Below are 26,111 nucleotides of genomic sequence, written 5' to 3'. Positions count from 1 at the left end.
CTGAATGTCAGCAACTACGGACTGCATCTTCAACGCAGAACTTACGCGGGATACATGGCGAACATTAATACGAACAATGCCAACACGCCGACGGCAATGAACATGACATACTGCCGCATGCGTCCCGTCTGCACATGGCTTAGCGATCGACCGACGGAGTAAGTCGTGTCGCCAACGACGTTGACCAACCCGTCGATCGCCTTCTCGTCAAACCAACGATCCCAGCGAGAAACAGCGACTGCGACCTTGGCAAAACCATGAATAATTCCGTCGATGATTGTCCGGTCGATCCAAGCAATGCCGGCGGCGATCACATGCACAGGACGGACAAAAAGGACATCGTACAGTCGGTCGAATTGCCATTTCTCGACGAGGAAATGATGCAAACCAGCGAGTTGTCGTTTGATCTCCGCGGGATTCACAATTCCCCAGCCATAAAGGAGATAGGCAAGAACCGCACCCGCGACTGCCGAAATCAACGCATAGCGACCGGCCTGAGCATGAACATCGTGGATAATACCGTGCCCCGGCAAATTCATTTGGCCAAATCGCCCGGCGTTCTCCAAGCCTGCGTGAACACCAGCAGGCTCACTGCTCGCAATCATTTGGTACAGTGGTCCGCTCTCACCGCCAACTGCACAGAAGGCAGCAAAAACAGCTAGGACGACGAGTGGCCCCGCCATCACCCATGGGTTCTCATGAGCGTGATCGTAGACATGCTGATTTCGCGGCTTGCCGGCGAACGTCATGAACCACAACCGAAACATGTAGAACGCTGTGATTCCAGCGGTAACAAGCGGTACGAGGAACAACAGGAAATGCACCGGGTTTAGCTGGGTATGAGCCAAGGAGGTCGCAACAATGGCGTCCTTCGAGTGGAATCCCGAGAACGAAATCGGATTGCCCGCCACTGTGAACAAGTCTGGTGGAATTGCCAAACCTGCAATCGCGATGACACCCACTAACATTGCATAAGCCGTGATGGGCATTTTCTTGCGAAGACCGCCCATCTCTGTCATTTCTTGCTCGTGATGGCAGGCGACAATCACGCTCCCCGAACAGAGAAACATCAGAGACTTAAAGAAGGCGTGTGTGATTAGGTGGAAGAGTCCAGCTCCCCAACCTGCAACTCCGATTGCGAGCATCATGTAGCCAAGTTGGCTGATCGTCGAATAAGCGAGCACTCGCTTGATGTCGGTGGCAACGATTGCAATCGTCGCCGCCAAGAACAGTGTGATACAGCCGACATAGGCAATAACTAGCAATACCTCGGCTGTAAACATCGGGTAGAATCGCCCAGCGAGATAAACACCGGCGGCGACCATCGTTGCGGAGTGGACAAGTGCTGATACCGGCGTCGGACCTTCCATCGCGTCCGGTAGCCAGGTTTGCAGCGGGAACTGAGCACTCTTACCGACGCAGCCACCGAAGACTCCCAAGCCCACAACAACCAAGAGCCAATAGGGAATCGTTCGGTGTTCTTCCTGGCCGCTGTCCGTGCCGTCATGCAAGACAACGACGGATGTTCCATCTTCCTGCTTTTCGACCGTCAGACCCCCGTCGGCATCTCGCACCATTGCGAACACACCGGGAGATTTCTCGTCACTCTCAGCGTCTTGGAGTCCACCGAAGCTAAATGTGCCGAAGTAGGTCCAGACGACCATCAAACCAATCAAAAAACCGAAGTCGCCGACGCGGTTCATGATGAACGCTTTGTTGGCCGCGACGTTGGCAGTCTTCCGTTCGACGTAAAAACCGATGAGCAAGTAACTGCTGATCCCGACCAGCTCCCAGAAGACGAAGACCTGGAAGATATTGCCGGCGATGACAATTCCCAGCATCGAAAAGCAGAACAGGGACAGATAGCTGAAGAAACGGTAGAAACGCCCAGGGCGATGGACATGTTTGCCATCGCGTGTATGTGCGTGGTGATCGACATAGTCATCAGTGAGTTCATCACTCATGTATCCGATCGCGAAGACGTGAATACACGTGGCGATCAGAGTGACCATCATGAACATCAGAATGGTGAGACTGTCGATGTAGTATTCCATCGACAAGTTCAACGAACCAAACTTTGCGAGCGTATACATGACGCCGCTGATCGGCTGATGAGGATCCGCGTAAGTGTGGGCAACCGCGTCTGGTTTTTCCGCGACCGCAGGACTCGGCTCTGTGTGCTCTTCCTCATCGGCATGATTGTGATTGGCGTGATCTTCACCGTCGCCGTGCGTATGCTCGTCTGCGTGTTCTGCATGGTGTTCATCGTGACCGGTGCTGGCGAAGGCTTGCCATCCGGTGTGATTTCCCCAAACGACGAATGCGGCCACACTCACGACGAAGCCGGTCGCGATGCAGCCAACCGCCATTTTGGCAGCAGTTCGGCTTTGCCGTCCCGATTGCCAATAGCCACCGAAGACTTCGATCGCGAAGCCCAACAGCGGCAACAGCCACGCGATCATTAGCAGAACGTAGATAATGTCGGGAGCGTTCATAAAAGTTTTCCAGACGGTTCTGTCCGGTTGCGTTTTCGGGGAGAATCTTAAGGGGCGGTTCGGCCCCGGAGTTAGCCTTCCAGGTCATCTCCCTGGTCGACATCAATCGTGAGGTGATTGTTGTAAAAGTTGAGGGCAATCGCCAATGCCACCGCGGCTTCGGCTGCCGCCAAAACGATGACAAATAGCGAAATGATTTGGCCGTCCAAACCCAACGGAGTGAACTTGGAAAATGCCACGAAGTTGATATTGGCACCGTTAAGCACCAATTCAACACCCATCAACACACCGATACCGTTGCGTTTGGTTGCCATGCAAACGACACCGGCAACAAACAAAACGGCTCCCACGGACAGGTAACCATTGAGTCCGACAGCAGATTCCATCGAAAAAATCCTTTAGACCGGATCACGACCGTTGGAGTCGAGTGTGGGGATGAAAAGTCCTGGGGTGATTGGCATTTGAATCTTGGTGACAGCATTGATGCCACACGAAAACGTTAAGTTTCGACTCGACGCTTGGCTCGAGCGAGATACGCGGCACCGATCAGAACAACTAACAAGTGAACCGAAGCAATTTCGAACGGCAGCAAATATCCGGTCGAAAGATCGGGTTCGTTGGTGACTGAAGAATCAAGCGTTTTTCGGCTTGTACGACTCGAGTAACCGGGGCTGATGGTTGGGTAATCGTCGGAGCGATCGAGATCCTGATCCGGACGCGACCCTAAAAGTGCCAAACCGATGGGGCGTCCAGTACCGCCTCGTTCCGTTTCCGGAGAGAAGGTCAGCCCGCCTTCGGTTCGCATATAGTTCAAGAGCATCGCCTCTTGACGCGGTTCCAATTCGGCACCGTTCGACAGGACGTACAGTGACGGATCGGCCTTCGTCGCGACGAAAGACTCTGAAAACAGCGATATGAATTCATCGAGGCGTTTGCGAGCTTCTTCTTGATCCTCTTTGGAATTCAAAGAGTCAATTCGCTTGGTCGCGTGCTCTTCGACTGTCTGCAGATCGACACGGATTTGACGAAGTGTGAGCCGGTCCCAACGGACGGCGGACACCGTGAAATTGATCATCGCCAGGAACAGAAAACCAACCGCACCCGCGATGACAAGGTCTCCCATCGACATACGAATTCGCAGGAGTGGCTCACTTGACGTGAGCATCACACCGAAAATCAGCAGAACGAGAGTACCGCCAACGTAAATGAGCAATTGCGTGGCACCGACGAAGTCTGCGTGCATCAAGAAGAACAACGCAGCGGTCGAGCCCAGCGAGACGATTAGCCAAAACGCCATTCGTGCGACGTTTTGGTTGATCACGACGAATAACGCGCCAACGACGGCAAATGTCGCGAAGAAGTAGTAAAAGAATAGTTCAATCATTGTGATTTCGCCGCCCCTTCTGCCACCACACCGGCAACATGGACTGATGTCGCTTGAGTGGTGGATTGCTCGGCTGTCTCGACTTGAGATACTTCTTTGGGAGCCAGCTCACCTTGCGGCGACCCGAGACCCATCATCGTTCGGTTTCCGACAACCAACGGCCACACGGTTGCACCAAGGAACAGAAAGCAACTCATTGGCACGAGGTACTTCAAGCAGGTTGTCATCACCTGGTCGATTCGGAGTCGTGGGAACGTCCATCGCACCCAGATTTGCACAATCACCAAGAGTGCTGCTTTTGTCAGAAAGATCACCAAGCCCACGACATTCACGAGGTAAGCCAGTGGATTAAACCCAGAGAGCCAGGAAATTGATTGCCCAGCGTTGGCGGCAAGGGAGTCCAGTCCTGCTTCCAATGGAGCCAGTCCGCTGTTCCATCCACCGAGGAACAGAACGGCGGCGACACCACTCACGAGGAACATGCTGGCATATTCGCCCATAAAGAAGAACGACCAACGCATGCCGCTGTATTCCGTGTGGAAACCGCCGACCAGTTCACTTTCCGCTTCCGCCAAGTCGAACGGAGCCCGCTTACAACCGGCGGTCGCGACCGTGAAGTACACGAAGAACCCAATGAACGTGAACGGGTCGTGGAAAATCAGCCAGTTGGTCAACCAACCGTCTTGATAGTTACCGATTCGATTCAAATCGAGCGTGCCGACAGCAACAATCGGGATCAATGCACAGATTGCGAGTGGAATTTCATAGCTGACCATCTGGGCGGCTTCTCGCATCCCACCGAACAGGGACCACTTCGAACCACTAGAATAGCCCGCCATGATGACGCCGAAAACTTCGAGCGAGAGAATGGCGACGAGCACAAATAGCCCAATGTCCGAGGAAACCGCGATCCAACCATCACTAAATGGCAGCACCATAAAAGCACTGAATGAGGCAATGCAGACCAAATACGGTGCCATGCGAAACAACATGGAATCGGCGGCACTGGGGACCAAGTCCTCTTTTTGGATCAGCTTGATTCCATCGGCGAGGCTTTGAAGCCAACCGAATCGGCCACCGACCCGTGTCGGTCCAAGGCGGTCTTGAATTCGGCCCGAAATTTTTCGTTCGGCCCAGATAAAAGCGAACGGTGCCAATCCAAAAATTGCGAAGAGTGCGCCCGCGTGGAACAACGCTGCAATGATCGCCGCCACAGTCGGACTGACCGAGCAGCCACAGATCGGCAAGCGGTCCATCTCCGCAATTGAGGATGGGGTTTCGGCCGCGAACAATGCTAAATAATCCATTACGATCAGCCGTCTTGGCGAGGAGTGGATCAATGATTTGAATGTTGCTCGATTCCCAAGAGTTTCGGTAGTCGTCGACAACAATCGGGTGAACTATGCCAAAACCTCTTGCCGGATTCAAGGGACCCAAACACCGATTTGATACCATTTTGCGACCGCTCGCCTGGTTTATTTTTCACTACGGCGACTTCGGCCTTGTGGGAACCGAAGAACAGGTGCTTTTTTCGCTGCTCACTCAATCTGCTGGAAAAAAGTTCGGTGATGTTTGGGAGATTGCGGAAACAACGGATCGCCAAAGTCCTGGCCTGGGCTCGTTTGCATTCAAACTTTCAAACCGCCAAACTACGACCTGGCGGTTGTCTTCGATGTCGTTGGTCGTAGTGAATTGTCCTCGCCTTCGCGATCACCAAGAGGTTGAAGGCGATCCGATGAAAAAGTCGGAGACTTGAAGGCCAATCGTCCGAGAGAAACACGCACGCAAGGGAGAACTTGATGACGTCCCAGACGAATGGTTTGAACCGCCGCCAATTCTTGAAATCCAGTGCTGCCGCTGCGAGCGCGGTCGCTATGCCGATGTTCGTTCCCGCGAGCGTTTTCGGTGCTAACGAACGCATCGTGACCGGGCATATCGGCGTCGGGGGGCAAGGTCGTGGCAATCTGGGACGATTTATCAAGAATGCCGGGGCGGTTTGCGATGTCGATCAAACGCACCTCGCCAAGGCGGCCAAGATGGTCGAAGACAAGGGGCGAAAATGCAAGACGTTTTCCGACTATCGAGAACTGCTCGACCAGGCGGATATCGATGCCGTCGTCATTTCCACGCCCGACCATTGGCACGCCCTGCCCACGATCCACGCATGCCAAGCCGGTAAAGATGTTTATTGTGAGAAACCACTTTCACTCACCATTGGTGAAGGCCGTCTGATGGTTGAGGCCGCTCGTGCCCACAAACGGGTTGTTCAAACCGGCTCGCAGCAACGGTCGGCCAAGAACTTCCGAACCGCTTGTGAGTTAGTTCGCTCCGGCCACATTGGCAAGCTTCAGACTGTTCTTGTCGGGATTCCCGGCCCCAATCACCCTGGCGAGCCCGTGCCCAACAGCGAGCCGCCGGAAGAACTTGATTACGAATTCTGGCTCGGACCGGCACCGAATCGTCCGTACAACAAAAAACGGGTGCACTACAATTTTCGGTTTTTCCGTGACTACTCTGGCGGTCAGATGACCAACTGGGGAGCTCATCACATTGATATTGCTCAATGGGGCATGGGAACGGACGACACGGGGCCAGTCGAAATCGTTGGCGAAGGGACTTACCATCCTAAAGGTTGGCATGAGGTGACGGAAACCTGCCGAATCACTCACCGCTATGCAAACGGTGTGGAATTGATCGTCGGACAGAAACAAAAAGACATTCCGACCGGCACAACGTTCGTTGGCAGCGAAGGCAAGATTTACGTCAATCGCGGAAAACTACGGAGTGAACCAGGCGAGATCGTCGAAAACGGTCGTAACGATGGTGACGTCGAGCTTTACGTGAGCAACAATCACGTTCAGAACTTCCTCGATTGCATCAAGTCGCGAGAGAAACCGATTTGTGATGTCGAGATTGGCCACCGCAGCGCAACGGTCTGCCATTTGGGGAACCTGGCGGTCCGACTCGGACGCAAACTCCAATGGGATGCGGAGGCGGAACGGTTCGTGAACGACGAGCAAGCTAACAAGGAATTGATGCGGGACTACCGCAGCCCGTGGACGCTCAAGTCGTAACGATATTACCGATGATTCAGGTCAGCCGCAGCGGCATCCGTGCCGCGTGGTCGACTTGAGTTCTTGGCGGTCTCTTGGCCGTGCAAAGCAACCATGCCCGAGCCGGTCTGTGTCGTTTTTTGTTCTTTAGTGTTTCGATTTGCGACAATGTCCGCCTCACACCGACGGCTCTTGCCAAGCGATGTAAAGGAACATCAGTCCGCTAAAGACTGCAGTTGAGTAGATCGTCAGCATTTCGAGATCGAAAAACATGGTCGGTCTCCATCCATCCGTGATTGAACTTGAACGAGTGCTCCATCCTTCGATTCGGGGAATATGCAAGAGCCGTGCCATTCGTTTTTGTGACTGAAAAACATTAGTTTGGTGAAACTGCGTAGTTCCAGCAAATTCGATTACTGTCCAATTGGCATCCCGTCTCCCAAACTGGTCAGAAAACTGCCAGCTTGTCACGAGCGGTTGTGGTTTCTGAAAGTTCACTCATGAATGACGAGGTAGGAATCTCCGAACTTCGACAAGCTCTTCGACAACAACTTGAAAGTTATCGGCGGGCGGGTTTGACGCATCTTCCGCTGGCTGACCGTGTGTTGACCTTCCCAGGAACTGCGGACGTTGCGTCGACGGAACCGGCTGTCAACGAGCAAGCTGTGGTGGAACTGCCGAAAGTCCCTGAGGTGGCAGCAACCTTGGAAACACCGTCCAATCCAGCGGTGGAAACGGTCCCCTCGCAATCGCTGTTTGGCGAAGACTCCGGCGGAACGGCTTCGGATCTTGGGAATTGGGGAGAGTTGGACGATGCGGAGCGTCCGGCCGCACTTGCGAAACTTGCGAATCGTGTTGCGGCTTGCGTGCGATGTCAGGAATTGGCTGACACACGTCGGCAGACCGTGTTTGGGATCGGGAATCCGTCCGCGAGGCTGATGTTCATTGGTGAAGCTCCCGGGCGTGACGAGGACGAGCAAGGCGAACCGTTCGTTGGAGCCGCCGGACAGCTACTCAACCGCATTATCAAAGCCTGCACCCTGACACGCGAAGAAATCTATATTTGCAATATCCTGCGGTGTCGACCGCCGATGAATCGAAACCCCACGGATCAAGAGGCGGCGAATTGTCGGGAGTATCTCGATGGTCAAATTCGCATCGTCGCTCCCGAGTTTATCGTGTGTTGGGGATCGGTTGCGGCTCGTAATTTACTTGGCACCAAAAGTTCCGTCGGTCGCCTGCGACAACAATTCTTCACTTACGGCCAAGCCCAGGTGATGTGTACCTATCACCCCTCTTATTTGCTGCGAAATCCGTCGGCGAAGAAAGATGTGTGGGAGGACATGCAGTTGCTCATGCGAAAAATGGACATCCAACTCCCGTGAATTCGAAAACTCAAATGGTTTGGCCAGCGATGGCACTTTCTGGGGAATCCGCATCGATGGCGGGAGCGGACAACTCTTGAGGGCGTGGAGTCCCATCTTGTTGCAATCGATTCTCTCCAAGAAACTCCAATGGCAATACGATGGGCTGATTCAGTCGCATCGAATGGAGTGCTTCTTCCTTGAGAATTCCGAGTCGCCATTTCCAAAGGCTCGCGTCGCGACCAAACGTCTTTTCGACGATTCGTCGGGCACGATGCCGTCGTGTGTCTGTGGGGAGTTCGCTCCAGACATCTTGCGCGGCACTCAAGAGTTCCTGAGACTCCGGAGTCCTGCGTAACTCGTCGATGATGCACTCCCATGCCCAAAGCAGTTCGCCGGCTTCGCGGTAGTAGGTGATGAGATCACGATTCGGGATCAGTTTTTTCTGCCACTCTCGGCGTTGTTTGCGCATTCTCAGGGCCATGGAATGCAGGACGGCTTGCCGATGAGTGGGGTCTTTCAGTTGAGACCACGCGTTGCGGGCAAGTCGTTCGATCGTGTCGGTCTTCTCTGGCTTCGCCGTCGATTGCTCGAGGTGTCCTAAGAGTGAATGCCAGGCCTGAAGCGGTTGTTCCGTCGCTGCATAGTGTTCCGCCAAGCTCACACCGGGAATCAGAGCTTGACGAGTCAGGTCCAACGTCGGTAATTGTTTCCGCAATTCTTGCAACGCCGATTCCCGATCGGACGAGGTCTGAAATTGGTTCCAAATGCGGTGCGAAAGTTCGGTGGTCTTGGCGAAATTCTTATTGTGTCGATAACCTTCCAAAATTGTCTGCCAAGCTTCCATCGGCTGACCATCATCGAGTTTCTGTTCCGCTAGCAGATACCACGGCCACGCGAATTGCGGGGCCCGTTTTGTCGCCAGTTCGATGTGTTCCAACCGCGTGGAAGGATCGGAGTTGTTCTCTGCCAACCACCATTGGTAGCGTCCGTTCCAAACGGGATGCAAAACGGCCGCCGTGGCTGCGTAGATCGTCACACCAGACAAACCCAAAACGACGATCTGTCGAAAGCGATTTCGGAGACCGGTTGCGACGCCAAAACCGACACTCCAGCCCAGAAGAATCCCGCAGATGTGCGACAGGTTGTCGACTGGCCATCGTTTGGGAGATACAAAGACAAGTCCTGCCGACAATGCCACCAGGAAGACCATGATCACCTGCGGCGAGATTGAACGGGCCAATTCCGAACGCTGCGAACGCATGGCGATGGCAAATCCGAACAACGCAAAAACAACGCCGGACAGACCGAATGTATTCCGCTTGAGCAGCCACGTTTCCCAAGTCGATTGCAGCAGTAACCTCGGGAGTGGCAAAGCGAAGAGTGCGAGAACGATCAAGAAGGCATAAGTTTTTCGGTCCACTTTTGGTTCGATCAATCGGCCCAGGTAGATGAATGCGAGGACATTCACAACGAGTTGCCAGACCGACGCATGATGCAACGTGGTGAGAGGAACCCGCCACCATTCGCCCTGCCAAAGATCGAACGGGCCTTGCAACTCCGCGTAAGTTGAGTCCGACTGCCAGACCACCGCGCCACTTGATTGCAACGCATCTGGCATCGACAGGTTTTGTCCGGTACGCAGCGTCAACACGACCGCATGAGCGATCACGACGATGCCGATGACGAGGGTTGTCAGTGGACACACACGCCAACCCGGCGTGTGACTGTCGGTACGTGGCTGCGGGTGCGTCATGAAATTTATCGCTCGAACCGATGCAATCCCGCGGCCTGGGCTGCGGGTTCGGGATCTTCGTAGGGAAGCGACTTCAAAAACTCAACGAGATCGGTGATCTCCGCCGAGGTGAGTTGGCTGGTTCGCCCGTGTTGATCCTTGGGGTTGGCAGTTGTGAGGACATCCCGTAGCGTCTTGGCGGTTCCGTGATGCAGGTACGGTGCTGTGCGATAGACACCTAGCAATGTGGGCGTGTCGTATTTGGGCCCCATGGCTTCGGTCGGGTCATCAAGTCCGGTGCCAACATCGTGGCGGACAAAGTTGCCATCGGAATTCGGGTTCGAAAGCGAATCCGTCAGAAACGGCCCGGAATGACAATTCGCACATTGGGTTTCTTTTGAGTAGAAAAGATCGCGACCGCGTTTCGCTGCTTCACTGAGCCCGTTTTTAGCGTGGGGGCTGATCGCGAATTTGTGAGTGTTCGCATACGCGGAAAGAGCATCTAAGTCTTTGGAAAGTCCACGGTTTGTCGCGCCGAGCGAATCGTTCAAACGTCCACGAAAGAGTCCTCGTCCTTGCATGAGTTGACCACGGATCGTGTGTTCAAAGTCTTGAACTTCATCGCGGTCGGCGGACCAGTGAATCGGATGTGTCCAGGCCATGCCGGCCAATGATTGGGTGTTTCGCAGGCCCTCGGGGTTCTGCCATGTTCGGCCGTCGGGGTCACCGTCGGGATGACAACTCGAACACGCGATCCATCGACGAGACGCCATCGGCTGTAATGCCGAGTAGAACAATACTTTTCCCCGCCAAATTTCGTCACTGAGTGGGTTCTCACAGACGGGGATTTTCCCAAGAAGTTTGTGAGTGGCCGTCGAATAGACCGTGATGTTGAAGTCCAAAGCGTTGTAGACATAAAGCTCTTTGCCATCCAGCGAGACTTGCACATCGCGAGGATTGCGTCCGGTCTGGAAGTAGTCGTGATAGCTAAGTTCACGGTAGTCGTCACCTAACACTTCGCAGGAGAAGATATCGTCCGTCCCGGAGAACACGACGTAATACCGTGAGCCATCCGGAGTCAACGCACCGGCCCATGGGTTCGCGGTTACGAGCACGCCCCGAAAGGAATCCATCGGCACCCGCGCTTTGCGTCGGTCTTGATCGGTTCGCGTGTCCAACACGGTGACATATGGAAAAATCGAACCATTGCCGTGATTGGCGGAGACTTTCGAGCGAATGTGTGGAACGAAGATTTTGGGCAGCGTCGGGTGTAGGACGAGTTGTCGGGCCAAGTTGTCGGTACTGGCACCAGGCCATTCGTCGAGTGCGTCTCCTGTCTCCAAGTCGATGGCTCGAACCGTTCCGGTCAAGTATTCGGTGATGTAGATTCGGTTCGTGAACTCATCGAGAGCAATCCCTCGCGGATGATGCCCGACATCGAATGTCCGCGTGATCTTGGCCGCCTGCGGATCAACCTCAATCACCTGACCAGGATATTCAAGTGTGACAAAGATCCGTTCGCCATCCGCCGCACTGACGATTCCATAAGGCTCGTCAAAGACTTCGATGCGATGTTGAATGGTTCCGTTGTCGGTGTTCAACACCAGAATTTCATCGGTCGCGTAGATGGCAACAGCGAGTTGGTGCGTGTCGCCGATGAACGAAACGCCTTCCGGTTTCGGGCCGACTTTGATTTCCCGGATCGTCTTTCGCTGCTGCAAATCGATGACCGAGACCGTTCCGTTATCTCGGTTTGAGCATGCCAACCAACGGCCGTCGGAGGCAATATCCATGATGCGATTGGCTTGAGCGGTCCATCCAACCCGTGGCAGAACGAGTGCCGCAACGGTTGCCAATATCAGCCCGCAAACTCGGGAGTACCGGTTCATGCTTCCAATCCTTCTGTTGGCTCGAATCGATTTCATCTGATGGAATGACCATCGCAGGGTAGCAAAACGAGCATCGATTCTGCAAAGATGGAGAAGCCGTGCCTGCTTTCGCCGATCAATTGCGTCCGATTCGCGACGAGATCGCAGGCTGTCGGTTATCATGAATGAGCAACCACCGTAGAATAGAACAAACCAAGACTCCTCACTCGTTTTGACTTGGAATTGATCAGGCTCGCCATGTCCATTCGTCACGTCGCGTTGGCATTTGTATTGACGTTTTCGTTCGGTTTTCTGATGTTTGCCGCCTTCGGTCCGACCGTAGCGCCGGTGGCGGACGCAACGGAATCGGAACCGAAACCCAAGACGCCGGTTCGCAGCCAACCAAAGAGTCGTTCTTCCCGACTCATTGTCGAAGAACCGTCCGAAACACCACCGGGCATGGTTTGGATTCCTGGTGGGGAATTCGTAATGGGAACCAACAACGGTAAACCCGACGAAGGCCCGGCTCACACTGTTGAACTCGACGGGTTCTGGATGGATCAATACGAAGTGACCAACCGGGAGTTCGCCAAATTCGTTGAGGCGACGGGATATCTAACGACATCTGAACGTGAGCCGGAATTGCTGAGCATCAAAGACGATTCTCCGCTCAAGAACGTCGAAATTCGACCGGATATGAATCTTCCGGGATCGGTCTGCCTAAACACGAAATTCCAAACCGGCGACTATGACCCGAAGAAAGGGGCGTACAGTTGGTGGTCTTACATTCCGGGAGCGAATTGGCGGCACCCGAGCGGACCGGATTCCTCCATTGAAGATCGGATGGATCATCCTGTCGTGCACGTGTCTTGGCCAGACGCCGTCGCTTATTGTGAGTGGGCCGGAAAACGGTTACCGACCGAAGCCGAGTGGGAATACGCCGCTCGCGGCACATTGTCCGAGAAAATTTACCCTTGGGGCAATGAACGAAATCCGGACGGCAAATGGCTGCACAACATTTGGCAGGGAGATTTCCCGATCACCAACTCCGCAGACGATGGTTTCGAATCCACGGCCCCGGTCGGAACGTTCCCGCCAAACACGGTTGGCCTGTACGACATGTCTGGGAATGTGTGGGAATGGTGTGCGGATTTCTATACGCCGAATTACTACTCACGGTCTCCTCGTCGGAATCCGATGGGCCCGATCGAAAGTTACGATCCCCAGGAGCCCGACATCATCAAACGGGTGCAACGTGGTGGTTCGTTTATGTGCAGTGATCAATACTGTATCGGCTACCGAAATTCCGCACGGATGAAGGGCGAAGCCGACACCGGGGCCTTCCACACAGGATTCCGGTGTGTACTCACTCCGTCCATGCGTGAACGAAAGGTGGCCCTGTCATCAAGAGATCAATAATCGGCTCTCGTTCCTGACGACACAAGCTCCACGACCGGATCGAACGATTTGGAAAGGTTGGTCGAATAGGTAATTCTTCCTTCCTCCGTCTGGAATTGTAGAGTAAGATTGAGGGTAGAGTAGATCGTCCGGTCCATCACTCTCCCGACAACTCAATGGTCGAGCGTGTCGTCTGAATCACTGTTGGAATGACAGTTGCTTGGACACCTGGCCCGATCCTGCGTTGAAACCTAGCCCTCGCCCTCAATGGACTGATAGTCACGAGTCTGATCGTGCCGATTTTTCGTTGCCTGCTCATTCTCTTTTGGTTGGTTATCGGTCCGTCCCGATCTTGGGCCGATGACGCGGCTTCGTCAACGCCTGCAAAACCATCGCCACCGAAGAAAAGTGCGTCGGCGGAGCCACTCACAACGCCGACATCGGTGGGCGAGCACTACATCCTGATGCGTGGTCCCAAAGGCCAATTGGTCCCGGTTCCGGCAGATGTCGAATTGCGAGAATTCCTGGAGTGGAAGCGGAACCGGCCGCAAGAAGACGCGGAACCAGAGTTTTCTATCGTCGATATGATCCTCGATGGTACGTCCAACGACGATCGTGCCACGCTCTCGGCCAAGATGACGATCAAAGTGTTTCCCAAAGATCGCTGGGTCCGCGTGCCTTTGGCACTTGGTGAAGCGGTGATTCGATCCGGAGTCCACCGTTTCGGCGAGAACGCAGGTTCAACCGATGAGGAAGCCGACGAAGTGGCCGGTTTCTCCGGTTATGATGCGCGGAACGGGTATCACTGGTGGTTCCGTGGAAGCGGCTTGCACACCCTGGAAATGAAAATGCTCGTGCCGATCCGTCGGCAAGGGACTGCACGGCAACTCGAACTGACCTTGCCCACTGTTGCGGCCAGCCGAATGAGTTTGACGCTGCCGGTGGCTTCCAATCGCATCGCCATTCCGGAATCTGTCGGTCGAGTCATTGAGACAAAGTCGGTCGATTTTCGGTCGACTGTCGTTGACGTCTTCGGTCTGGAAAAAGATCTCGATTTCAGTTGGCAGATTCTGCCCAACCCCAAACAAGTGCGGACTGTACTGCAAGCCGAGACCAGTCTGCGAGTCGAACCGAGCGAAGAAGCTGTTCTCTTGCGAGGGCGGCAATTTATCGAACCGTTGCAGGGAAGTTTCCAGACGTTTGAAGTAACGCTGCCGGACGGCTTCGAGTTGTCTTTGGTGAAAGTCAATGGCGAACGCTACCAAGCCGCTCCGTCGAAAAATCGAAACGTAAAGGTTGAGCTTCCCGAAGCGACGACCGAACCCGTCCAACTGGATTGGATTCTTCAATCACCGTTGAATGGGAAAAGCGAAATCACGATTTCTGATTTCAAAGTCGAAAATGCGTTGCGGCAAACGGGCGAGATTTCGGTTGCCGCGTATGGTGGTTATCGGGTCGTGAAAAAGAGCGGTCTCGATGTGCACCGCGTGAGCATCAGTCCCGCCACCGACGGCGTTGAACTCGTCAGCGCGTATCGTTTTTGGAAGCAGCCTTTCCGACTGGAATTGGAGCTTCAGCAAATTGAGCCAGCGTTTTCCGTGCGTCCACTAATGTTGCTCGACATCTCCTCGAAGAAAGTACGGTTTCACGCGGACTTCGAGGTTGAAGTGTTCCGAGGTGTGGTCGATGAATTGACGTTGTCTTGGCCAAAACTCTCCGAGCAGGAATGGCAAATTGATCCGACGGATTTACCCGGAGAAGTTGAACAGTTCGAGGTCGATGCCGATAACAATCAAGTGATTCTGAAGTTGGCTAAAACGCTGGTGGCTGGCAGTCGATTGAGTTTGCCAATTTCCGCGATTCGCACCCTGAGTGACGAGCAAACCACCGGAACGCCTCTCACGCTGCCACGGTTCGCCGCGCGTTACCAAGGGCGACCACTCCTCATACTTGCCGAACGGGACCTCGTTGAAGCGAATTTGAAACCGACCGCGGAAACTGCGTTGCAATCGATCTCCATGCTCCCGCCGCAAGCAGATCGAGCAAAGTGGCTGGAACTAATCTTCGAACCGATGCGACATCGCTTTTTTCAGATTCGGTCCGACGATGCAGAGTTTCAATTGCAGGTGGTCAAGCACTCTGCAAGCACGACGGTTGAGCAAAATGTCTCCGTCAACGTGGACCGGGAGTCCCTTGAGCTTACCCAGAGAAACGAATTTCGTATCCCGTTCGCGCGGTTAAGTTCGCTCGAATTTCGTCTTCCTATCGGCTATCCGATCGATGCGTTTCGGTTTTCGGTCGCAGGGGCGGAGGCCAAGGCTGAATGGGACGAAGACGTCACGCGAGGGGAACGCATCGGACGACTTCAATTCCCGATGCAGATGGATGACTTCAATGTCACCGTCCGCTATCAGCAAGACTTGTTTGTCGACGCGACAGGCTCTGCACTTCGGCAGACCACAGCCCCAATTCCGTACTTTACGAATGTTGACGCGACTGACGTTGCCATCGAGTTGAATTCGACATTGCCGGTGAAATTGAAAGTCGATGAAGCGATTGATTTGAAGAAAACCGGTCTGAAATCCAGCCGTATTTGGCAACTCTCCGGACAGCCACGCGAGGTCGTGCTTGACTTCGCAACTGGTGATACCGTCCAGAGTCATGCCCTCCGAATCGAGCGGTTGTTGATGGAGTCTGAAGTCGGAGCGGATGGCACGATTCTCTCCCGAATGACAGCTGAACTCCTGGAGGAACCGCAGATTGCGTGGCGGTTGAAGTTCTCTGGTGATGTTCGTGTCGGTCGAATTCTCTGGGATGGCGAACCCCTGCCGAGCGTGAGTCCAAACATCGATGTCGCTGCTGATGAGGGCATCGTGGTGGACACGGTCGCATTGAAAGCGTCGGAAAGTTCCGTCCCGTCGGATCGGCATCTTCTGACAGTCGAATATGAATCCACGACGAATTCACTCCATCGATGGGGGGCGGACTTGGAGATTGTGTCTCCGGAGTTCTCTGAATCGGTCTGGGTGGGACAATCGGCTTGGGTCGTCAATTTGCCGCCGACAACATCACTGCTGCAACCCCCAGAACAGTACACAGCGGGTTATCATTGGACGCGACGCGGCGTCATTTGGTCACGCGAGAGCCGACCGGAATGGGAGTCTCCTCGCGAATGGATCACTGGTGAAGCAAACGAAAAAGAAGCGGGTACCGAGAATCAGTACGTCCTGACGCGGATTGGGGTGATCGAACCGCTGCGAATTACGGTTTTGAGTCAATCGCTCACGGTGTTGATTGGGGCCGGCGTTGCATTGGTGATTGGCTTTCTATTCATGCAGATTCGTGCGATCCGCAACATGCTGACCTTGCTATTATTGTTGTTGGTTGTCGCGGTGGCGTCGGTTTGGTTCCCCGGTCCTGTGGCGTTGTTCCTTCAGCCTGTCATTCTTGGACTGTTCTTAGCCGGACTTGCGGGTTTGATTGACTTCTGGTCTCGACAGCGACGCCAACCGGCCGTCCTGACGCTGCAGTCGCCCAGCGGATATTCGCCTGTGAGTGGCGTCGTTTCTCCGCGACCGATGCCGCCACTTGGCTCAGAGGACCCAACGGCAATCCGTGTGGGACCCGTTCCGCAACAGGGGCCGATGGAAGAAGCCCCGCGGAAAACGCCGCCGCAACGTGTTGCACCCGAGTCGCAGCCGGAAAGCGGAATTGTCGCGTCTTCCAAACCTTCTTAATCGCGTGAGTGCTGAAATGGACGTGCCCCCTCTCAACACTCGCATGGTTCGATGCTGTATTCCAGTAGTCGTCTTGTTGGTGTTTCTCTCAACGTTCGTGCGATCACCGATTCACGCGGACGAACCAGTGCCATTGTCCGGATTGCGGACATTGGTGGTCCCGGCTGACCAACCAGAGAGTTGGCTCGGAAGTGGTTGGGAAATCGTCGAGCGAGACGAGTTTGAGCGTGTTCTGCGTCAGCGATTGCAACCAAAGTCTCAACGCGATGATGTTCAAATTACCGATGCGCAGTACCAGGCGAATTTCGTCGATGGCCAATTACGCGGCGGAATGTTCCAAGCGGAAATTGTGACGAATGCCGCCCGCGATACATTGCTGCCAATTGATCCCTTCGGCTTAGCGGTTTCCGATCTCGTCTGGCAAAACAAGACAACGATCGCCAAGGAACCGCAAGGACCCGTAGGTTCAAATGCGTCTGCAATTCTTGGTCGCACCAAGACCGGCGAATTGCAATTGGTTGTTCCCGCCGTGGAGAAATCGACCGAACGTCGAACGCTCATGGGGAAATGGTCACTCGCGGGACAAGCCACCGAGGAATCGGTGAGTTTCGACATCCGCTTGCTACCGGCGACGACCAGCACAATGACATTGACGCTGCCCGATCAATTCAAACCCACGTCGTCAGTCGGTGTTGTCAGTCGAGTCGATCAACCGCCAGTTGCAGAGGGAACTTCCCGTTGGCAAATCGATCTTGGCCATGTCCAGACGTTCGAACTCCGAATTCAACGCGTCCCGCATGATGCCGCTCAATCGCATCTCGTCACCGAGCGGGAAATCAGTTGGATACTGCAACCGACCGAAGCCCAGATCCAAGCCCGTTTCGATCTGACGGTTTCCGATCGTCCCACGAAGACACTCGAATTCTTGCTGCCGGAAAGTGTGCAACTTTACGCGGTGACGTACGGTGGCGAATCGGTCTTGTCTTGGCGAGTTGCTTCGACACGCAATCGCCGAATGCGACGCGTTTCCGTCGAACTACCTGAGCCGCTATTGGGGAAAGGCCGCCCCATTCGTCTTTCGGGATTGATGCCGTTTTCCACGACGCAAATGAGTCATTTGCCGACCATTGAACTTGAATCCTCGGCACTTCTCGGCTCGCGGACCATCCTGGCGATCTCCAATCAACTGGAGATCGAACAACTCGTCTCCGATGGATATCGGCAAACGAAAACCGCCAATACTCCCAGTGGTCAGACAACATTCACATTTGAGCAAATGACGCCCAAAGCCGCTCTCCGATTGCACTTGGCGAAACCAAAACCGCAACCGTCAGTTCAGGTGCTGAGTTGGTTGGACACCCGGTCGAGTCATTGGCGTTTGCAATCTCGCGTGATGGTCTCCACTCATGCGGGGCAAACGTTCTCGGTGGTTTGCCGGTTGTCGGATGACTGGGAGCCGACCGATATTCGCAGTCTCTCGGGGGCGAAGGTCGGTCAGTGGGAACTCGGCAAAACCAGCGGTGGCCAAAAGAGTATTGAGATCGAATTTCGCGAAGCCGTCACACCAGAACGCCCCGTCGAATTAATGATTCACGCACGGCGGCTACCCACGTCGATCACTCGACAAGTCCGATTGCCACTCCTACATGCCGAGAATCCGACCTCGTGGAGCAGTGTAATCGGCGTAACTTCGGCCGCTGATGAAAGTCCTCGGACGATCAGTTCCGAACCCGCCAATGTGCGAATTTCGAAATCGCAATTGCCCGCCTACGTTGTCGGTCAGTTGGCGGACGACATGCTCGCATCGTCGGAGCACGTCCAACTGTTTCACTTCCGAACACTGTCCGATCACGCGGATTTGATGTGGGACCATACGGAAGCGACCTTCACCGCAAAAGCGTCTCTTCTCGCAGAATTGCAGGGGCGCGAGCTAAACGAACAAATGACGGTTTCAATCGATCCGTCACAGAATGCGTTGTCGGGCATCGACCTTGCATTGCGATCACCAGCTAGTGATTGGTCCTGGCAGTTGCTTCAAAATGACAAGGTGATTCGCTCGCTCGATCCCGTGCGACATGCCCACATTCCGAGCGCGGACGGCAGAGACCGGTACCACTTTCGAATTGAACCGCCGATTTCCGGTCAGTTTCAAATTGTCGGCACAGGGGCAACCACGTACTCAGAGAGTTCGACAGTCGAATTGCCAACGGTTCCGAATGCTCGCGCGTTTTCCGGCGTTGTTGAACTCGAATGTCCGGAAAGCGATTGTCGCATTGCCACGGAAAATCTCCACGAGATTTCGTCCGCAACTGACGAGAGTGATTCACTCGATATGATTGCCCGACGAAAGTGGGCGTATGAGCAAAGCGACGCTCGGCTCGCCATTCATTTACCACCACCGACCTCCAACCGTGAAGAATTTCCGTTGGCGGAAATGCGAGTTTCGTCGACTTGTAGCTTGGGGGCAAACGGGTGGGATCGGTATCGAGTTGTTTACAGCTTCTATAATCCCCGCGGTTCCGAGCCGCGACGGTTTCTGTTGCCGAAATCGGCTCGGCTGGAAGCGACAATAATCGATGACGTGACACAATCCGTGACAAAGGTCGGCAACGAGTATGAGCTGCCGCAGGCAAGCTCCCGTGGAATGCGGGATTTGGAAATCCGCTACAGTGTGCCGACACGTCCCGTGCGTTTTCGTGCGTTGATGTCACCCATGTTGCCGACGGTTGACGTACGGGTCGTGCGTTCCAAGTGGGATGTCACGACACCGGCTGAGTGGGAACTTGTCGCTGCAAACGGATCCGCGAATCTTACTGATCAAGAGCCTGGACCGACTCTCAGTCAGCGACTTTTCGGGCCACTCGGTTTGGGACCAAACGACACGGTTTTTAACCCGTTCGCTTGGTCAGACTGGAAAAAATTCTTCAACGGTCAACCGGCCGACATCGTCACAAAGTCGCCGATGCCATCCAATGTTGAATCGCTACCCGACTGGACAACTCACCGAGTGGTCTCGGAGTCTTCCGAATCTTTAGGGACATTGGAATTCGTTCAACATCGTACCTTCCGGCTCGCTCAATGGTGGCTTTTGTTGTTTTGTTGTTTGGCCGGCGTCACTATTCGCGTGCTCGGGCGATCGGTGTTGTTTTGGTGCTATGCGGTTTGGTTCTCGGCAGCTCTGGCCGGTAGCTTGATACTGTCGTCACCGTATGCTGAATGCTGTGGTGCGATGACGAGTGGGCTGATCTTGGCGACATTGTTGCCGATCGCGTGGATGCAACGAAACTCACACCGGCCAGATGGAGTGGACAGCGACATTGACCTCGGCAGCACCGCGACGATTCAACGGTCTTCCCTGATTCTCCGAGCATTCCTGATCATTGGAACCTACTCCCTCACACAATTGGCTGGCGACTTCACAATTGGGGCGGCTGAGCCGTTACGAACAACACCCCAAGACAGTCAGATACTCCCGCAGCAATGGGACATCCTTTTCCCCCGCGACCGGGATGAAACCCCCCTCGACTACGTCTACGTTCGCAAAGAACTATGGAAGTCGTGGAGAAAGGCAACGGAAGCCGATTCTCAACCGCAGTACCTTCTGACGCGGTCGAATATTCAAGTTGAGACCACTCAGGAAGCGGTCTTGAACATCGTGGCTAAGTTGACTGTTATCCCACTAAACAACGACGGCTGCGTTGTCACGTTGCCACTCCTCAAAACACGATTGGCAGAACGTGCCGATTGTCTCCTTAACGGGCAACCATGTTTCCCAACGACGAATTCCAAAACCGGACATTTGGAAATTGAGATTCCCGCTCGAATACCCGATGGACCGGCCGTTGCAGAATCGACGCGTCCGGGCGAAACCATCTCTCTGATTCATCCACCACATGAAATTGAATTGCGGCTCCGGGCGCCGAATCTCGAAAACGCAATGCAAGGGCAGCTTCAACTTAAACTGCTTCGATTGCCGGAAGCCCATGTTTCGATGCGATTCTCTCAAGCCGTGGCGTCCATTCAGGCCAGAACGACGCAGGGAATGCTTACGAAATCGGTTGCCATCGAGTCGGCGGCTTGGAATGTGGGACCGGTCGATGAGGTTGATCTCAGTTGGAATTCCTCGTCGGAAATCATCGAAAGCCGACCGAATCTGAAGCTGACCGCGCGTGGTGTGATCACCGAGCACCCACTGCGGACTCATCAGTCCTGGAAACTGGCTTGTGAATGGGAGGACGAAACCGAATCTTCGTGTTTATTCTGGCTTCCTCGAGAAGCACACGTGGAGCAGATCACTGCTGCTGATTTGGCGAGCAGTTCAAACGAAGTGTTCGATCAACGCAGACGGATTCGGTTGGAGTTTCAATCGACACCAAAACGCAAGGCGACAGTCGGGTTGGAGTATTCGCTTCCCTCTCGGATCGAAGACCAAAAGCGAGTGTTGGCGACCGCAGACTTTCCCATGCTCAGTTCCAATCGGGCAAATACGTCGGAAGTGGATTACGCAATTGGGCTCTCACCGGTGACAGGTTACGACATCGTCCCCCAAACGATGCGGGCGGTGCCGCCAACGAAACTTCTCCCCGAGCGTTTTCTCACAGAATTCCATGCCGATTCTACTCCGGCCGGAAAACGGTTGGCACCGGAAGTGATCTATCAGATGGAACCGGGAACGCGGTTTGAATTTCAGCTTGTCCCGAAGCAACCACGACGGCAAGTCCGTCTTGAGCAAGCTGGTCGGCTGCGAGATCGAGAATTGCTGTGGGATGTCAATGGCGAAGTTACAATGACGACTTCAGCCGCGTTTCAACATACGTTGCTTGTTCCACGTGAGCTGGAAATTGATAGCGTTTCGATTCTCGAGGACGAAACCGAACGCTTGGCACGTTGGTCGCGATCCGGCGAACGCATCACGTTGTTTCTCAGCAACGGTTCAACGGGAACGCAGCGTTTACAACTTCGGGGGCACCAGAAAATCTACCCGGATACCGAACACGCTTTACCGTTGGTTTCGGTGCTGCAAGCTCGTCATGAAGATACAACCATTCGATTGTTCAGCGATTCCACGCTTGATGTGCGATTGAGCAACATGCCTCATGAAAACGATGGCGAAACCAAGAGTAAAACCGATTCCGAAAACGAACTCAAATTTCTGGCCGAACTGAGTTGGACCCACCCGCCGGATGTCAATTCGCCCGATGCCAACGCCATAGAGATTCCCACGATTCGTTACTCGGACCGACCTTTAGAAGTTCAGGTCGATTTGGCAACTGCGGTATCGCTTGATGAAATGGATGATCGGCTGGAGATTCGTTGGTTGATGCGGCTGATGAACAACGATTGTGCTGCACGTCCTTTTGCATTGACTCTGCCGCCAGAAGTGACACTCACCGAGGCGATGGAAATGGATGGTGATGTCACGACTGCTCTCATTCGCGATGAGGGTAACGATGGTGGCACACTTTTGAAGGTTGTGGAACCTTTGCCACCGGGGGGAAGCACATATCTGGTACTGACCGGGAGTCTGCCGAGATCCGGTCATTCCACGACCGCATTGCCGGAACCACAACTCCAAGGAGGTGAGTTCTTTTCACGGGTGATTGGAAGTACGCCACCGCTTATGGCAGATGTCTCGGAATCGAAAGTTTTGACTTCGCCGAATTGGCTTGAGACGCTTCCCGAACTGGACTTTCCCGACGACCAGAGATTTCTTGAATTGTCGACCGGAGAAGAACCCATCGTGATGGTCGAGTCGGTAGACGTGCCGGCTTTGATTCAACCTGTTGTCGAGACGGAAATTCACTGGCTTGGTACTCGGTCGCTTTCCGCTCGGACGCTAATTGCCATGCCCAGCGGACCCGCGACGACACTCGAGCTCGCATGGCCAGATCACGCCGAACTGGTCGGACTTCTGATTGATGACTTAATCGCCGTTCCGGCAGAGATTCAGAAGCATCGACTGACGGTCGAACTTCCGTCGAGTTCCACGACGCGAACGATCGAGATGGTCTCAAACCATATGATTCCGCAGCACACCGGCTCGATATCGGATTCGCTTGGTGAAGCGGACTGGTCGATACCGCGGCTCACGTCGCCATCAGTGGAAGTTCATGGTGTGACATTGTTCGAAGCCAATGCAATTCGGATCATCCCAGCACGCCCGGCGAATCTCGACCCACAGAATTTGCTCGCTCTGGAACGACGTTCAGCGGAATTGCTTGCTGAAATCCCGAATGGTGATGAAAGCACGAGCCAGCGGATTCAGCAGCTAATCGCACTCCGGAACTCACACGAAAATCTTGGAAATGACCTGCCAGCTTCCGACCGAAACCTCGTTGCAAGTTGGCTTTTACCCTCGGAAAAAGCGTTGCCAAGGGTCTGGGTTCTAAAGAAAACGACGGAGCAATTTGTCGTCGGTGGCCTCTTATTCATCGTTGCACTCGTTATGAGTGGTCTGGTTCTATTGGTCGCTCAACGATGGACCGAGCGTGCCAAAGTGTCCCTGATCCTGCTGGGAGTCTTGTGGTGGGCATGCTTGCGTTGGAGTCATGTTGGCTTGGTGATTCTCTGCGTCGCGTGTGCGTGGACACTCCGAAAACGCCGTTCCGACGAAGCCACATTGGAAGTCCCTTCCGTGTCCTATTAAACTGGTGGGGAGCTGCGAATACCGCATTCGTTGCCCCGTTGCATCTGTAGGGTTTCGATTCGATGTGGCCCGATTCCGAAGAGACTCAAAAACTGCTGCAGTCTGCTGGCGAGGGCGATCCGCAAGCCATCAATCACTTGATGGAACGTCATCGCCAATCGTTGCGGCGGATGGTTCAGTTGCGACTCGATCGCGCATTGGCCGGACGCGTTGATGCCAGTGATGTCGTACAAGACGTGCTGATCGAGGCCAACACACGGTTGGACGATTTCGTCCGCGATGGTTCGATGCCGTTCCACCTTTGGCTACGACAGCTCGCGAAAGATCGCATCATCGATATGCATCGGCGGCATCGGGGGGCGCAGCGAAGGTCGGTCGATCGTGAGGAACCGATGGTCGCCGGAGCCAATCTCGACCGTTCGGCATTTGATCGTATCGCCGGTCTCGAAGATCCTGAACTCACCCCGGCGGCGGCATCGATTCGGCGGGAACTGGAGAGCCGATTCCTGAACGCTCTCGATCAGCTTCAAGAAGACGATCGGGAAATCGTGATGATGCGGCATTACGAACATTTGTCAAATAGCGATGTGGCGACGACACTTGGTCTCAGCCCGGCTGCCGCTGGCATGCGGTATCTGCGAGCATTGCGGAAGCTGCGGTCGGTCCTTGGAGAACAAGCATCCGGAGCGTAAGCTCACGGCGAAGAAGGACCATTGATGACACGCAACGCTGCCGCTGCTTCTATTCTGACACTCACTTTCGTCGCGATAGTTCCGACGACCGGAATTGCCGGTGGCGGTGTTTCCGATGTGTCGCCCGCGTACGCAGAAGGGCGAGACGATGTGTTCGTTTCACGTCTCCGTGCAGCTGGGGTCACGCCCACTTTGGCGGGAGTGAAACAGTTCCTCGAAAACGTGACCGCGACTCCGGAGCAGCGTCGCGTGGCGAAGACCTGGATTCGTCAGCTTGGTAGTGCGTCCTACAGCCAGCGTGTCGCCGCCATGGAGAAATTGCGACCGAGACGTATCGCGTTGGCACCGGAACTTATAGCGGGCCAAACCGATCCAGACCCGGAAGTCGCGCAGCGATGTACGCGTCTGCTTCACGACCATGACCCAAAACTGCAGGACACGTTGTTCATCGCGGTTTTAGAAACCATCGTTCGGAAACGATATCGAGGACTTCTCGTGCTGATCGAGCGTGTGTTCGCGCACTCTCAGTCACCGGATGTCTACCGGGCCGCGGTCGATGCCGTCGTCGTGACCACTACGCCGTCTGAAATGCCGACACTGTTGGACTGGTTGCAGTCATCGCAGACTGCAAAAGTCATTCTTGCCATCCATGCATTTGGACGGCATGGGGAAGTCGATCCGCGTGACTTGGCGGGGGTCTTGGAGCATCCAGACTCTATGGTCCGATTGGCCGCCACGACCACGATTGCACGCCGCGTGCCCAAGGAAAGTCTCGCGACGTGCCAGCAACTTCTGACTGCCGACCTGGCGTGGGTCCGTGCGGACGCTGCTCGCGTGTTGCGAGACGTGACCGGACAAAAGTTTGGCTACTGGGCCTACGCCAAGCCCGACCGCCGTGGAAAAGCCATCAGGAAATGGTCGGAATGGCTGCGGAAGTCGACTTCTCGGCAGCAACTGAAACCCTTGCCAATGTCGTGGCGATCGAGGAACTGGCTGGGGCAACGATTGGTGTGTCGTTGGGGGGCACGAACGCTGGAAGAATTCGATCCGCATAAACGGTCCAATCTTTCGGTTCGTGGATTTAAATATCCCTGGGGGTGTTGGGGCACGCCGCAAGGGCATCGGTTGGTGCTCGATACCGAATTGTTGAATGTTCGCGAATTCGGTTCCGATGGTTCTCTGATTTCATTCACTGAACTTCCGGGGCATCCATCGTGTGTGCAAAGGCTCAAGAACGGCAACACACTGTTCGCGATGAGTGATCCCCATCAGCTTCTCGAATACAACACGCACGGGGAAGTCGTTTGGAAATTTCCGATCCACGGACGACCGACAACGGCTCAACGGCTTGCGAATGGCGACACGCTCGTCAACCTCCAGAAGAGTAACCAAGTCGTGATGGTCCGAGCCAATGGTGACGTTGACGTGTTGTTCGATCGTCTGGCCAAACCTTACACGGCGGAAATGCTCGACAATGGCAATATCCTCGTTTGTGAGACCGAGGCGAACCGTGTGTTCGAGTTCAACGAGAACCGTGAGATTGTGTGGTCGGTTGAAAAACTTCAGAAACCGGCTCAAGCTCAACGTCTACCGAATGGCAATACGTTGGTCAGCGATAAACGCGGTCTCATTGAATTTCTGCCGAGCGGTCAAGTGGCGGAGCATTGGCCGCTGTTATATAGAAGTTCCGATGGGCCAGAAGCGGACCGAGTGCGATTTCATTTCTATTAATGGATCGC

At 54.5% G+C, this 26,111-nt stretch carries 13 protein-coding genes; 7 read left to right on the top strand and 6 right to left on the bottom strand.

Features of this window, described 5'->3' with window-relative positions:
- Window positions 1-41 precede the first annotated feature (41 nt).
- The 4 genes from nuoL to G6R38_RS01740 all read right to left on the bottom strand — a co-directional run bounded on the left by nuoL (window position 42) and on the right by G6R38_RS01740 (window position 5,186).
- Window positions 42-2,495 (bottom strand): NADH-quinone oxidoreductase subunit L, encoded by a 2,454-nt coding sequence (nuoL, locus tag G6R38_RS01755; protein WP_206028427.1) that lies wholly within the window; start codon window positions 2,493-2,495, stop codon window positions 42-44.
- A 71-nt stretch (window positions 2,496-2,566) separates the two neighbouring features.
- A complete protein-coding gene (gene nuoK, locus G6R38_RS01750) occupies window positions 2,567-2,881 on the bottom strand; it encodes an NADH-quinone oxidoreductase subunit NuoK (RefSeq protein ID WP_166819963.1) in 315 nt (104 codons plus the stop codon).
- Between the two features lie 113 nt (window positions 2,882-2,994).
- Window positions 2,995-3,879 (bottom strand): NADH-quinone oxidoreductase subunit J family protein, encoded by an 885-nt coding sequence (locus G6R38_RS01745; protein WP_166819962.1) that lies wholly within the window; start codon window positions 3,877-3,879, stop codon window positions 2,995-2,997.
- Window positions 3,876-5,186, bottom strand: coding sequence for a complex I subunit 1/NuoH family protein (locus G6R38_RS01740; RefSeq protein ID WP_240928027.1), 1,311 nt, complete (start codon window positions 5,184-5,186; stop codon window positions 3,876-3,878). Before G6R38_RS01740 ends, G6R38_RS01745 begins: the two co-directional genes overlap by 4 nt.
- 492 nt (window positions 5,187-5,678) lie before the next feature.
- Here G6R38_RS01740 and G6R38_RS01735 point away from each other — a divergent pair, with 492 nt between their 5' ends.
- Window positions 5,679-6,953, top strand: a complete 1,275-nt coding sequence (locus tag G6R38_RS01735; RefSeq protein ID WP_166819961.1) for a Gfo/Idh/MocA family protein — start codon at window positions 5,679-5,681, stop codon at window positions 6,951-6,953.
- Between the two features lie 479 nt (window positions 6,954-7,432).
- A complete protein-coding gene (locus G6R38_RS01730; RefSeq protein WP_166819960.1) occupies window positions 7,433-8,317 on the top strand; it encodes a uracil-DNA glycosylase in 885 nt (294 codons plus the stop codon).
- 10 nt (window positions 8,318-8,327) lie between these two features.
- Here G6R38_RS01730 and G6R38_RS01725 read toward each other — a convergent pair whose 3' ends face one another.
- Entirely contained in the window at window positions 8,328-10,052 is a 1,725-nt protein-coding gene (locus G6R38_RS01725; RefSeq protein ID WP_166819959.1) for a rhomboid family intramembrane serine protease, read from the bottom strand.
- Between the two features lie 5 nt (window positions 10,053-10,057).
- Window positions 10,058-11,920, bottom strand: coding sequence for a di-heme oxidoredictase family protein (locus tag G6R38_RS01720; RefSeq protein WP_166819958.1), 1,863 nt, complete (start codon window positions 11,918-11,920; stop codon window positions 10,058-10,060).
- 237 nt (window positions 11,921-12,157) lie between these two features.
- Between G6R38_RS01720 and G6R38_RS01715 the strand changes: the two genes are divergently transcribed.
- The 5 genes from G6R38_RS01715 (at window position 12,158) to G6R38_RS01695 (ending at window position 26,103) form a co-directional block, all read left to right on the top strand.
- Window positions 12,158-13,318: a formylglycine-generating enzyme family protein gene (locus G6R38_RS01715; RefSeq protein ID WP_206028426.1), complete on the top strand. Its 1,161-nt coding sequence runs from the start codon at window positions 12,158-12,160 to the stop codon at window positions 13,316-13,318.
- Window positions 13,319-13,590: 272 nt separating this feature from the next.
- Entirely contained in the window at window positions 13,591-17,034 is a 3,444-nt protein-coding gene (locus G6R38_RS01710; RefSeq protein WP_166819957.1) for a hypothetical protein, read from the top strand.
- Between the two features lie 16 nt (window positions 17,035-17,050).
- The gene (locus G6R38_RS01705) at window positions 17,051-23,680 is read left to right on the top strand and encodes a hypothetical protein (protein WP_166819956.1); all 6,630 of its coding nucleotides are present in this window, start codon (window positions 17,051-17,053) and stop codon (window positions 23,678-23,680) included.
- A gap of 62 nt (window positions 23,681-23,742) precedes the next feature.
- On the top strand, window positions 23,743-24,372 hold the full coding sequence (locus tag G6R38_RS01700; RefSeq protein WP_166819955.1) for a sigma-70 family RNA polymerase sigma factor: 630 nt from the start codon (window positions 23,743-23,745) through the stop codon (window positions 24,370-24,372).
- A 24-nt stretch (window positions 24,373-24,396) separates the two neighbouring features.
- Window positions 24,397-26,103 (top strand): hypothetical protein, encoded by a 1,707-nt coding sequence (locus G6R38_RS01695; protein WP_166819954.1) that lies wholly within the window; start codon window positions 24,397-24,399, stop codon window positions 26,101-26,103.
- Window positions 26,104-26,111 lie beyond the last annotated feature (8 nt).

Origin of the sequence: Thalassoroseus pseudoceratinae, from assembly GCF_011634775.1 — a bacterium.
In the GTDB taxonomy this organism is placed as follows: Bacteria; Planctomycetota; Planctomycetia; order Planctomycetales; family Planctomycetaceae; genus Thalassoroseus; species Thalassoroseus pseudoceratinae.
The sequence above is the reverse complement of the archived record's forward strand: the minus strand, read 5'-3'. Positions and strand labels throughout refer to the sequence as shown.